This window comes from Ketobacter alkanivorans, assembly GCF_002863865.1.
Taxonomy (GTDB): domain Bacteria; phylum Pseudomonadota; class Gammaproteobacteria; order Pseudomonadales; family Ketobacteraceae; genus Ketobacter; species Ketobacter alkanivorans.
In genome coordinates this window covers 2799388-2812939 of record NZ_CP022684.1, presented here as the reverse complement: position 1 = coordinate 2812939, position 13552 = coordinate 2799388, and the positions used below count along the sequence as shown (strand labels likewise).

General features: G+C 62.3%; 7 protein-coding genes. All 7 read left to right on the top strand.

Going from position 1 to position 13552, the window contains the following annotated elements:
* Positions 1-6 precede the first annotated feature (6 nt).
* The 7 genes from Kalk_RS12075 to Kalk_RS12045 are packed head-to-tail and all read left to right on the top strand — an operon-like array spanning position 7 to position 13521.
* Positions 7-2385 carry a phage tail protein gene (locus tag Kalk_RS12075; protein WP_101894493.1) on the top strand — a complete coding sequence of 793 codons (2379 nt, stop codon included), beginning with the start codon at positions 7-9 and terminating at the stop codon, positions 2383-2385.
* 29 nt (positions 2386-2414) lie between these two features.
* The gene (locus tag Kalk_RS12070; RefSeq protein ID WP_101894492.1) at positions 2415-3317 is read left to right on the top strand and encodes a hypothetical protein; all 903 of its coding nucleotides are present in this window, start codon (positions 2415-2417) and stop codon (positions 3315-3317) included.
* A 29-nt stretch (positions 3318-3346) separates the two neighbouring features.
* Complete coding sequence (locus tag Kalk_RS12065; RefSeq protein WP_101894491.1) at positions 3347-5131, top strand: hypothetical protein; 1785 nt, start codon at positions 3347-3349, stop codon at positions 5129-5131.
* Between the two features lie 10 nt (positions 5132-5141).
* Positions 5142-8798, top strand: coding sequence for a hypothetical protein (locus Kalk_RS12060; RefSeq protein ID WP_101894490.1), 3657 nt, complete (start codon positions 5142-5144; stop codon positions 8796-8798).
* A 6-nt stretch (positions 8799-8804) separates the two neighbouring features.
* Complete coding sequence (locus Kalk_RS12055; protein ID WP_158643459.1) at positions 8805-10442, top strand: hypothetical protein; 1638 nt, start codon at positions 8805-8807, stop codon at positions 10440-10442.
* Complete coding sequence (locus Kalk_RS12050; protein ID WP_101894488.1) at positions 10439-12562, top strand: ATP-binding protein; 2124 nt, start codon at positions 10439-10441, stop codon at positions 12560-12562. The genes Kalk_RS12055 and Kalk_RS12050 overlap by 4 nt, the downstream gene beginning before the upstream one ends.
* Positions 12559-13521 (top strand): hypothetical protein, encoded by a 963-nt coding sequence (locus Kalk_RS12045; protein ID WP_101894487.1) that lies wholly within the window; start codon positions 12559-12561, stop codon positions 13519-13521. The genes Kalk_RS12050 and Kalk_RS12045 overlap by 4 nt, the downstream gene beginning before the upstream one ends.
* Positions 13522-13552 lie beyond the last annotated feature (31 nt).

Genomic DNA, 13552 nt, shown 5'->3' with positions numbered 1-13552 from the left:
TGGCCTATGGACGTTAACAATACCCCCTACTTTCTATTGCGCAGCGAGGCTGAACTCGATCACGCCTCCACCCGGCTGCAATGGCATGGCGCCAAGCAGGCATTAACCCTGGCGCAAAACCAGTCCCTGCGTTTGCCCGAAAGTGATGCGGTTGCGGCCCTGAACGCCTGGCAACTTGCCAGCCCCATGGCAGTGGACCCGTTTTATCAGGTGGCGCGCCTGAGTGCGGATGCCAGCCGCGTGGAATTCAACAGCGGACGAGGCTGGCTGACCCTTAAAGACGGCGAGCTGAATGATGTGGCCCTGCCCCCCGCTGCCCTCAGTGCCACACCTGCGGTCACCCTGAAAGATCTGAATCTTAACCGGGAGGGCCGCCTGGCCATTCCCTACAGCAATGATAGCGATCATCACGGCCTGCTGCTGTTCCATCTGGGCAAGCGCTGGCTCAGCCACTGCGAGTTGCCAGCGGCACCACGACGGGCCTGGGTGGACCACCAAAACCGGGTGTGGTGTGTGAGCGCCACTCAGCTCATGCTGTGTGAGGGCGAACCACTGCCCCTGCCCTATGCACCCCAAGACACCCGCTTTGAACCGGTAACCGTAAACCCCGATGCCCTGGGCCTGAGCTGGCAGCAGGATCTGCCCAGCGGCTGGGAGGCTCTGGCCATTACCGGCGATCAGACCCAACTCTGTATTTTGCTGCATGATAACGGCGGCAACCAGCGCATTGTGAGCCGCCCCCTCACCGACCTAAGTGATCGCCCACTTACCACCTATACCCTGCCAGCCGAGCTGCCCTTTGCGGTGGATTTGGCCGTTGCGGGCCCCGGCCGGCTGGCTGCCCTGGCCCCCCGGCAAAACGGTGATACCCAGTTCCGGCAACGGGACTGCCCGGTGCTGAGCCTGCATGGGGACACCGGCTCGGCCCGACTCATCGGCGAGCGTTACCCCATGCTGTCATTGGCGGTGCCCCGATTCGCCAGTTGCGCCGATGGCCAGCTGCGCTATCAGGCCGAGCTGGACCCCGACTACCCGGACTTTGACCCCCGCCCACGGGAACTGCATGCCCTGCGCCAGCCCCGCTATCACCTGGAAGCCAACGCCCTGCTGCATGAAGTTCTGGATTCCGGTGCCCCCAATACGGTTTGGCACCGCGTCTATCTGGACGCCTGCATTCCACCGGGTTGCAGCATCAAACTCTCGGCCCGCGTTTACAATTCACCCGAACAACGGGGCAGTGCCGCGCTGATCGACCAGCCCGACCCGGTGTGGAATCCACTGCCCTCTGAACTGGCGTTCCAGCCCGCGTTATCCCGCAGCGATGAAGGCGATAACCCCGGTCAACGAGGCCTGTTTGAGTTGTTGCTGCAACGGCCCCAGGGCCCGGTGCGACGCCTCACTGGCCGCTATCTGCAACTGCAGGTGCATTTTACCGGCAATGGCCGCACCACCCCGGCCCTGCATGCCATTCGGGTTTATCAACCGCGTTTTTCCTACCAGGAAGCCTACTTGCCGGAGCTGTTCCGACAGGAGGAATCCTTCGATCCGCAGAACCCGGCTCACCAGATCGGCCCCGCCAACGGCGCGGATACGCGGGAACGGCTGCTGGCCAGCTTCGAAGGCATGCTCACCCCCATTGAAGGCCGCATCGCCGCCAGTGATCAACTGGTTCACCCTGCTGCCGCCCCCGCCGACAACCTGCACTGGCTGGCGCAATCCATCGGGGTCGAACTGCCCCCTCACTGGCCGGTGCCGCGCCAGCGTCGCCTGCTGCAATGCGCCACCCTGATTCAGCAATACAAAGGCACCCTGCCCGGTGTAAACCTGGCACTGGACGTGGCCACCGACGGCGGCGTGCAGCGGGGCGAAGTGGTGCTGGTGGAGAACTTCCGCCTGCGCCGTACCCTGGCCACCATTTTGGGCCGCAATATGGACGACGCCACGCACCCTCTCACCCTGGGCACCGGCATGAGCGGCAACAGCATCATCGGCGACAGCCTGATTCTGTCGGATATGAATGCACAGGAGTTTCTGGCCCTGTTTGCGCCAGAACTGGCGGACGAAGAGGAAACCAAAGCGGTGAACGCGTTCTTCGACAAGTACGCCCACAAGCTCAGCGTGCTGCTGCACGGCCGCGCCCGCCAACAGAAAAACGCAGTCATGGAAACCCTGAGCGAACAGATCCCGGCACACCTGCAGTGGAGCATTATTGAAACCGAGCGACCCTTCATTTTGGGCACCTCACCCCTGCTGAGTGTGGACACCTATCTGGAGCAGCGGCCCGATCCTGAGCCGGTGATCCTTAACCAAACCCTGATCGGACAGGAAGGCCTGTTGAAGAACCCGGTGGCATTTTCACCGCGGGACATCAACGCCAGCCTGTGAGCATGGAGACGAGCACATGAGGAGGCCCCATGACTAATCTGGACGACCTGCCCACCCTGGAGCAGGACGACGAGCTGGCCCAACCCCTGCGCCGGGTGGCCTATGAAGCAGGCATGATGCTGGGGCTGGAAGCCACCCGCGACGAGCAGGCTTACCATCGCCGTCGCCTGACCCGTCACCAGTACTGGCTGCACGGTTTCGGCACCCTGGCGGGCATGGGGGTCAGCATGCAGCCGAACAGCCACAGCAACGATGTGGATGACATATTGGTACGCCTGCATGTGAGCGCGGGCCTGGGCATTGATGGTTTGGGGCGTGAGGTCATGATCCATGAAACCTACTGCATCGACCTGCGCCAATGGCTGGATGCACAAACCGAGGCGGATCTGCTGGAAGGTTTCGACGCCAGCAACGACCTGCTGTGGCTGAAAGTCACCGTGCGCCAGAAAGACTGCGCCGTGGCCAAACAGCCGGTACTGGCCCGCAAGCTCAACCTCAGCACCGACGCAGTGCAGCCCGCCCGTACCGCCGACAGCGTGCAACTGGAGCTGATCCCTGAACTGCCTCCGGCCAGCGCCGATGAGCGTTACGCCCCTTGGTCCAGTCACAGCCCTGTGGCCGATGCCATGCCCACGCTGACCGAAGCAGAACAACAGCAACTGGATGCCCTGGAGCTGAGCAACCCGGCCGCTGCCGCCCAACTGAGCCTGCACGCCAAACTGCTGCATGCCCTGGACGCCAGCGGCATCGCCACCCGCAACCTGGCGGATGAACTGGAAGACGGCGCGCGCCTGCTGCTGGCCCATATCAGCATCAGCACCAGCGACGTCAATAACATCGTGGTGAACCCGGAACGCATCAGCATCAACAATCTGGTGCGGCCGTTTTTGAGCACCGCCAGCCAGCTGGCCTGGCTCAACCGACAACCCTAATCCCCACGCAAGGTCACAGGAGCAACATCATGAGCGAGATACTGTTTCAACCCCTGGGGGACCCCATCGCCGCCGGTGAAAGCCTGGAGCACATCGCCGACATCGACCCGCGCATGACCCGCACCCACTACTTCGACGGCCGTCTGCTCACCGCCGAGGATCTGGAGCGGGATCAGATCTATCTGGATCAGCGCCTGCGGGAGATCGGCAAGGTGCTGGGCCACGGCATCATCAACGGCCTCGACCTGAATTTTGATCCTTTCTCTGGCCTGCTCACCCTGCAGCCCGGTCAGGCCATGACATCACTGGGCCGGGTGCTGCAACTGAATACCCAGCTTATGGTGAGCCTGGGAGACAGAGCGCTGATTTCGCAACTCAACGCCAGTCAATACCGCAAGTTCAACCGCGCCCTGTACGCCGTGGTGTTGCGCTATGTGGACGTGGCCACGGATCTGGCGGAAGTGTTCCCCACGGATCTGGCCAGCAAGCGGGGCGCGGATTACGCCCTGGTGACAGAATCGGTGCAAATGGGACTGGTGCCACTGCCGGTGCCACTGGTGCAGCAAAACCCGCTGCAACTGCGGGCCAGCCTGATGCGCGAGTTCCTGGGCAATGAACTGGCAGACGCGTTGATTCCCGAAGACAGCGTGGCGCTGGGTGTGATCGCCATCCAGAACGACACCCCCCAGTGGCTGGACAGCCAGTTGCTGCGCCAGCCTCTGCGCAAGGAGATAGGTGCTGCTGACCGACAGGCCGATCTGTCACGGCAATACGAAGCCCTGCTGGCGGACGTCTTTACCCATCGTGCCAGTGGCAGCCTCAACAACCAGTTTGCTGCGGCCGATTATTTCAGCCTGCTGCCACCGGTGGGCACGGTGCCCAAGGATGCGGTGGATGCCGTGAATGGTCATCAGGGCTATTTCCCCGAGCACTTCAATGTCCATATTGCCCCCATTCGCCTGTCCGATGTGGAATTGATCAAGGCCGAATCCCTGTTGCTGCCCAACATTGATTTAAGCAGCACAGAAAGCACCGACATCGTGGTGCTGGCACCGCTTTCCAACGCCGATTACGGCCGTTATGGTGCGCAACTGGAGCGGGGCTACAACCCGATCAACCGGCGTCTGCCACAGATGGATCTGCTGCGGCTGAAGTTGTATCCGGTGCATCCGGTGCACGCGCTGGATACCGATGCCAACGTCTGGCAAAACATTTGGGATACCCTGGCCGACGGCCAGCTGCTGTACGTGCGCCGCCCGGTGAGAGCCGCCGAAACCGCCGTCAGCGGTATCGTGCTGGCATTGGGCACCACGGTTCCTGAGCCAACCCCACCGGCACCTATTCCACCGCCCCCAACGGATAACACGGAAACGGATACCGAAACCGAACCGGTGCCCGTTCCGACACCCACCCCCACACCTTCTGATCCCGGCAGTCTGATCGAAAGTGAAGATAACGTGTTCCTGCGCTTTGTGAATTTCAAACGGCTGGCCGAGATTCGCCCGGCAGAAGACAACCTAAGCCGTGAGGCGTTGGAGCGGCTGATGAACCAGCACGGCGAGAACGCTCGCACGGTGCAGCAAATAACCGAGTTTCTGCTGTTAACGGATCGCCATTACAACCCGGTGATCTGGCCCACCGTGCAAATACTGGTGGAACGGGACGCCATGGCACCGCTGCTGGAACGGCTGCGGCAGGTGGAAGAGCACCCTGCCGCCGTGGGCAAAACCGTGCTGGATGCCGCCTCCCAACAGGGCCTGCCCAATGCACTGCAAGGTGATTGGGAAAGGTTGATCGAGCGGGTTAACAGTTGAGGAACCGAACATGACTTTCATCGTGCTGCATCGCCCCATCGCCAGCTCCGCCAAACTGGAGCGGGTTCATCTGTTCGCCGGTCGCCATTTGGGGGAAGAGGAATTTGATCGCCAGCAGGAATATGCGGATGCGCGCCTGCTGCCCCTGCTCAAAACCCACCACGCCGGAGTGGTATACGGCCTTAACCTCAACAGCAGCGGCGGCGGTGCGCTGGCAGATCATGAAAGTTTTATCGTCAATCCGGGGCTGGCGGTGACCGCTCAGGGGCAAACCCTGAATGTACAGATGCCGCTGCGGGCCCAATGGCAGGCGATCATTGCGCATTACCTGGCCAGCACCGCCAGTGCCGATGCCACCGGGGTGTATTACCTCACCCTACAGCAGGCTCAGCGCACTATCGACAGCCCCAGCGTTGAGCCGTGCCAGCGCGCCGAGTTCGATCCAACCCGCGATTCGCGGCTGGTTACGGTCACCAGTGTACAATTGCAACGGCTCGCCATCGCCCCGGCGCTGGTGGCCACTACCCCCGCCGAACAATTGCAAAACTGGGTGGCGGCCGACCGTGTCGATGGCAGCTTTTTGAGCGGCTTCAACCAAGCGGTGCCATTGGCTCTGGTGGCCATTACCACCAGTGGCGATACCCACACCGTTGCCTGGGTATCCGAGCCCGCCGGGCGTTATGATGCCAACCCCCAGGGCGGCTATCGCGCGCTGCTCAATCAAACCAGCGCGGCGTTGCGGGCGGTGATGCAGGCCCACAGTCTGCCTGCCAATAGCGCCACTCCTCTGGGTGATTTTTTAACCAGCAATCTGCATCTGGATTACCTGCCCGCCGCAGGCCAGCTGCCGGTGAACTGGTTGCAAAACCCCGACGCCATCAACCCCAACCTGCTGTGGCTGCCCAATCATCTGGGCATCGATATGGTGCCGGTGCCCGCAGACTCGGTGCAGGAGCTGCTTGACCGCCATATCGCCCGGCGGGTGATCGATCTACGGCAGCCTGCTGGCGACAAAATCCGTCTGTTACTGGCTTTGGATCGTCGTGACTACCGAACCGATCTACTGGATATTCCCCCCACGGATGCGCAACTGGAATCGGATCTGTATCGCTTTTATATGCGCACCTACAACGCCTGGTCACGCTGGCGTCAGCAGTTCGACAAGCTGTATTTTGTCGAGCCTTCCAACGAAGAGCCTTTAAGCGGCGAGCTTGCCACCCTCGAACACGCCGTGCTGGATCCGGAACAGTTCAAACATCTGGATCTGCCCAAACCAACTCAGCCACCGGTGACACCCGCCGCCCTGTTTCAAAGTGTGATTGAAAAGGCACTGAGTGAATTGCTGCCACCGGGCACCACCGCAGCCCCTTACCCGTACAGCAAAGGGGTGCCTGCACAACCCGATTTCTACCGCGACTGGCTGGTGAGCGTGGATGGCAGCCCGGTGCCACCGCCGCTGCCCACCCCGCAGGAGGACGGCCTGGTCATTCAATACGCCGTGGCGTTGGTGGAGCTGGAAGCCATCGAAAACCAGATTCGCGCCATTCGCACCCGGCTGGAGAAAACCCGCGACATCCTGCTGCTGAAACGGCAACAGCTGGATTCACAAACCGTTGCCCTGTCGTCTCTGGCGGGCGGTGTGGCGGGGGATGGTAATGGCCTGCAAGTGGCCCGTTGGCTGCCCTACGCCAGCCTCAACACCAACCTGATGCCCGAGGAATTGTCCGCAGCCACAAACCCGGCGCCCACCGCAACCGCCAGCATCGGCCCAGCACCTGCCAGCGCCTACAGCGGCATCCGCTATGCCAAAGCTAGCGCCCCGGCAACCTCCAGCACCTCCTCCAGCGGCTTCAACTTCAGCAACAACCTGCTGCTGTCTGCCCTCAACACCAGCACCAAAAGCACCCCCAGTTACCTGACCAGCAAACCCCAAAGCTACTCCGCCTTCGAACTGGGCATCAACACCAAGCGGCTGGATCTGTTGGCCAACCTGGCCAAAAGCGCGGTCAGCAAACCCGCCTACGAGGCCAAGGAATTCCGCTTTGGCGTGCTGGATCACATCAGCCCCGAGATCAACGAATACAACAAAGCCTACTACGGCATGAAAGATCTGATCGCCACCATCAGCGATGTATTCGACGCCACTGACGCGGCCTCCCTGCGCCAAAAACTCAAAGCCAGCGAACAGAACCTGGGGCTGGTGTCCCCCGCCGTGCTGGAAACCCAGATCGACACCCGCGCCCGCGAACTGGCTGGCAATGATGACACCAAATTCCAGCAACTGCGTGGGCTGGTGGCCAACCAAAAACGTTACGAGGCCCTGTTCAACGCCGGTAAAGTGCTCACCAAATGGATCGCCATCACCGAAACCCGCTACAACCAGATCGAGCGCAAATTGCAGGGTAAACTGCGGGAGCACACCCGCAAGCTGGCCCAGATCGAAAAGCTCAGCGGTTTGATTCGCGTCGCACGGGAAACACTGGAAAGCCTCGACCGGTTCTTTGATGAGCAACTGGGCGATTACGGTGTGGCGCAACGGCTACTGGAAGAGGACTGGAAACAAACCCACGATCGCTTTCTGGAACGCTCACGGGTTCTGACCACCGCAGTGCAGGGTTTGTATTATGTGCGGGTGCGCAGCACACCGGTGTCCATAGCGCTGCCGGACCCGTTAAGCCTGCGCCACAAAGATAAAAACGACATTGTGCCCGGCTGCGACTGGGACAACGACGCCGATCTGCCCGCTGAACTGGAGAGCTTCTTCGATGCGGTCACCGAAATCCCCATGGACGACTGGGCCGGTCTGCACCTGCTGCGGCCGAAACTGCCCGCGTTCGACAAATACGCTTACCTGAGCCAGTTGCGGGCGGCCCGTTTTAAGGCCAAACCGCAGCGAATGAGCCTCAAAACCGGCAACGATACCCTGCAGGCGCGCCTGCACACCGTGCAACTGCAAACCCAATCGGTGATCAAGCAGTGGTCGGCGTTAAGCCTGCCTACGTTCGTCGCCAGCAGCCTGCAAACCCAGCAGCAAGCCGCCAAAGTCTTTTCGCTGGAGGATTTGTCCCAGGGCAGCAACGGCTATTTGCGCAAGCAAGCGCAAACCCTGCGGGAGCGGCTGGAGCAATGTCAGGCCTGCCTGTTGGAGAAGCTGGCCCTGCTGCCCGGCTCCCTGCGTTTGCAATGGGGTCAGTTGGCAGAGGACGATCGCATTCGGGTGGAGAATGTCAGCTGGTGGCCAGGGCTGGATCAAGCGGAGCAGGATGACTTCAACACCACCCGTACCCTCTCCGAATTAATAGACTGGTGGTTCCGGCAACTGAAAGACGATGCCGATGCCGCCAGCCGTACCGCCATGCACAATATGATTCGAGCCACGCTCATCTTTGCATCACTGGGTGATCCCCAGGAAATCGTGCGCGGCAACGTATTTGTGCCGCCGCGCCTGCTGCTGCCGGGGGAGCGCTTTAGGGTGAAGCTCAATCGCGCCATCAGCCCCGGTATTCGCTTGCAGTTACTGGATCTGAATCAGCGGGTCGCGGCGGAGCTCACGGTGGAAGATCACAGCCCGGACAGTACCGAAGTGAGCATTGTCAACGTGGTACAGGCCAATGCGAAGATCAATACCCGCTTCGCGGTGGTGGGCAACCTGCGCAAGCAGCGGTAGGTGCCCATGCTAGCGCCTTCGGATATCCACATTCACCGCTTGCATCTGCGCGGCCCGGCAGAAGCTCAGCAACGGCTTGGCCGCGAATTGCAGCAGGCGCAGTGGCCCCACGCCCACGGCGATGAATACGTGTTGATACGGCAGGTGCGTGCCCGTGCCGAACCCCATCGCTTAAAGCAAACACTGTTGCAACAGGCGCGCCACTGCATCGAGCACGACCGCAACCCGGATAACGTGGTGCGCTTTGCCAATTTGCAGGCGCTGCTGGCCTCCCTGATTATCGATCTGACATTGGGGCAGGCTCCCCGGCGCTGGTATTGGCAACGTTGGGCACCACTGTTCAACCAGGCCGCGGGCCGGGCGGTGGCCAGTTTAATGGCCGATCATCTGCACCACCTGAATGGGGTGATCGCTGTGCTGGCGCAGCGGCAAATGCTGCGTACCCTGTGGCAAACCCTGCAACCGGAAGACGCCGCCCAACTGCTGCGGGAGCTGAACTGGAAACAGGGGTATCGCATTGCCGTGGGCGCTGAACTGCCCGCTTCCTCGGCACCGCCAACTGCAACTTTTGCTCTGCCTGCCGCCCTGAAACAGCGCTGGGCAAGCGCCATAGCGGATCTGCCAGCAACGGATCTGCGGGTGCGTCTGGCCTGTGTGCTGGCGGCGCAGGAATGGCTGCCCCTGATGCTGTGGCAGGCACCCCAGGCGGCACTGGCGGCGGTCTTCACTCAGATCGGCGGCGCAACCACACCACAGACAACCTCCAGCGCAACCGCCTTTGGGGATGGCCTTGACCATGCCGCTGCAGCGAACCACAGCCATCAATATCACACCCACGCGGCACCCGCGGCTTCCAACAATACAGCAGGCACCCAGCCAGACACCCGCACCGGGCCGGTTGATGGCAACGCTCAGCCAACGGTGAACGATCACGCCGATATGCCTGCGCCCACCCAAAGCCAGCCGCCGCAGCAACAGGCTGGCACGCAGCCACCCCCTGCCACAACGCTTGCCACCACCGGCGTCGACACCCAGCCATCCGATGGCCCTGAGGCATCCACACCGGGCCCGGCTCACAGCCAAACCCAAGCTCAAATCAAGCCCGAGCAAGCCGGGTCGCATCAACCTCAACACCCATTACAGCAGCTGCGCCTGCAACCACCGGCGCCCAAGCCGCTGCCAGATCAATTTGAGACCCAACAGGGCGGCGTGCTCTATCTATTGAATTTCCTGAACCGTTCCGAACTGCAAACCCTGATGGGGGATTACTGGCAGACCTTGCCCAACGGCTGGCTCTGGTTATATCGCGTGGCGCAGTTACTGGGTTTCGACGCGTCGGACCCATTGGCAGCATTCATAGCCAGGCAATTGGGATTGGAACACAGCGCCGATCTGGCCCGGCTGCCCCCATTGCCACAAGCTGATGACATCCAGCAATTGGCACAGCAATGGTATGGCCCACTGTGGCAACCCAGCCTGCTTACCCTGGCGGCCACCATTGGCCATAACCCCAGCCACGTGGATCTTTACACCAGCCCCGGCAACGTGCGCATTGAGGTGCGGCTGGCCGGGTTGGACATCAACCCCGGTTGGCTACCCTGGCTGGGTCGGGTGGTGAACTTTCACTATGAGCAACCGTCATGAACCAACCCCCACACCATACCGACCCTGCACGCCCTGCAACCATCCCCCTGTGGCAAGCTCTGGCGGGCTGGGTGCGGCTGGGATTGGTGCACTTCTGGCAACAGGCCCTGCCCAAAGACAACGGCTTACTGCGCCTGCTGCAAGATGAGGCACAATCCCTGCTGGGGGGCCAGCAATACACGGCGCACAGTCTGCAGCAGGCGCTGAAAAAGCAGTGGCGCACCTTTGATGAGCGCGCATCCAGCCAGGACAGCTCCGAACCCTTGCTGCGGCTGATCCACGAATACCGCCTCAACTTGATGGATACCTTTCTGCTGACACTGCTGGGAGAAACCCAGCGCAGCCATGTGATCTCGCTGGTGATCACTCAGCTACAGGCGCCCTCGCCATCCCCCCATCCCACACTGCATCTGTGCGCCGCCATTCTTGAAAGCCTGCAAACAGAGCCGGAGCAACCGTTCCAATTACTCAACCTGCCACAACACCCTTTGATCCGCGCCGGGCTGATCCAGCGGCAGGGCAATCACGACTCGCCTCAGACTGCCTTACCCTTGCCGCTGCAAAGCCTGTCACTGCCTGCCGCCTACTGGTCGGTGCTGTTGGGTCAGGCTAATGGCTGGGAGGACTGCGACCTGCTCAGGGATGGCGATCTCACGCTCCTGCCCGACGCCTTGCAGCAACAACTGCCGGTGCTGGCAGCATTGCTGCAACAGGGCAGCGCCCACACCCTGGTGTTACGGGGCCATCCCCACAGCGGCCGCCGCCAACTGGCCCAGGCGCTGGCCCGCGCGCTGAGCTTGCAGGCCATCGGCATCCCCCTGGCACGCTGGCAACAGGATCCGGCCCTGCCCCTGGCCTGTCGCTACGCCCATTGGCTGCCGGTGCTGGAGCCCAAACTGGGCCCCGGCGAAGTCTGGCACCCCAATGCACACACCCCGGCCTCCGCCACCAGGCCCCAGCCCCAGGTCATCCTGCTGGGCAGCGACGGCGCGGTAGAAGGTGCTGCAGATGGCCGTTTGGGCGACAGCCAATGTCTGGAACTGGTGATGCCCCTGCCGGATCAACGCCAGCGTCAGTCCATCTGGGCACAGCAAGCAGGCTGCCCCGAGCTGGCCGCCCACTGCGCCCGAAACGCCCTGCTCAGCGGCCCCACCATCGCAAGCCTCGCCGCCTCGGCCCAGCTGCTGGCCCAGCGCGACAACACCCCGCTGGCCCTACACCACGTTACCCAGGCCCGCCAGCAACTGGGGTCCGAACGGCTGCGCCTGCTGGCCCAGCCGGAGCCCCGGCAGGTGGATCGCGCCGCCATCGTGTTGCCGCCCCTGGTGGACACCGAACTGCAGCGCCTGATCCAGCGGGCGCAACAACGGGAATCCCTCTGGCAAGGGTTGGGGGCCACCCTGCAGCAAACCTTCACCGCCGGGGTGCGCGCCCTGTTCATCGGCGAAAGCGGCACCGGCAAGACCCTGGCCGCCAGCTACATCGCCACCCAGCTGGGCTCCCCCCTGTATCGGGTCGACCTCTCAGCGGTGATGAACAAATACATCGGAGAGTCGGAAAAGAACCTGTCCGCCGTGCTCGACATGGCCGCCGCCAGCGACGTGGTGCTGCTGTTCGACGAAGCGGATTCCCTGTTCGGCAAACGCAGCGAAGGCAAAGAAACCGGCGAGCGCTTCGCCAACATGCTCACCCACTTCCTGCTCACCCGCATCGAAAACCACCCCGGCATCGTCATCCTCACCTCCAACAACCGGGAGCGCATCGACGCGGCCTTCACCCGGCGGCTGGATCTGATTGTGGAGTTCCCCATCCCCGGCTTTGAAGAACGCCTGCAACTGTGGCGCAGCCATCTGGGGGAGCGCGGCCCCGGTGACGACATCTACCGCCTGCTGGCCAGTTACTGCGATTTCTGCGGCGGCCAACTGCGCAACGTGGTGTTGGCGGCGGCGGTCAATGCCAACCACAACCCCATCACCGCCGCCGACCTGCTGGTGGGCCTGCTGGCGGAATACCGCAAACTGGGGCGGGAGCTGCCGGGCAAACTCAACCTGCTGCGCAATTGGCATGCAAACGACACCCAACCCACCCCCAATCAACACCAACCGGAGCCAACCCCATGATGGATTACGAACTGGGTCAGACCCTGCTGGTGCAGCCCGACGTACCCTTCCAGCAGATCGCCTCCACCCTGCAGCACCTGGGCTGGCAGCCCGCCGAGACCGGCCAGAACCCGCTGCTGTCCGGGGAGCCTGAATTCGCCAGTTGGACCTGGGGCGGGCGCAAACCCGTGCTTATCTACAGCTTCAACCCCATCGCTCGCCTGCGGGTACTGGACGTGGCCACCCTGCCCCCCGCCATGCGTGGCTTACTGTCAGAAAGCCTGCCCCTGTTGCAGGAGCGGGATGTGGACGACCTGCTGTTCGCCAGCGAACCGCGCCAGCGCCTGCTGGGCATCTGGGCGGCCCGCGAAACCGAACGCCTCGACCTCATCCCCCAGGCCCATCGCCTGCGCCACGACCCCGACCACAGCGTGGCGCAGCAGGGCCGCAAACTGGATGAACGGCTGCAGAAAATCCTCGATTCGCGGGAATCCCTGCTCATCAATCTGCGCCTGCTGGCGGAAGTGGCCGAGGACATCATCCGCGAACTGGATAACCCCCTCTACACCCGCCAGCTCAAACCCAGCCCCCAGGATCTGCACAAACTGTTCGACCCCGCCATCGCCGCTGCCATGATCCCCGAGGTCGACCAGCTCTACGCCAGCGCCCCCACCGCCGACCCTGGAGCCGACTATGATCAGGTGGCCATCACCGCCGCCAACGCCGGGTTACTGCGCTGGCCCAACGAACTGAGCGACAAATTCCCCCGCGGCTACCGCAACATTGCAGGCTGGCTGCAACCCCAATGGATCTGGCTCACCTGGCGCTGCCACGACCAGCCCGGCCAACTGCTGCCCAAAGGCGGCGCTCATTACGATGGCCTGGTGTGGGTGGAAGACCACTGGATCTGGCTGCCCAAAGCCTATCGACTGGTGTCGGCGGCGCTGGAAAAGCAGACCTACGGCAGCAGCGTGCATTAACGCGTTAATCGAGCCTGATTCGTGAACGACC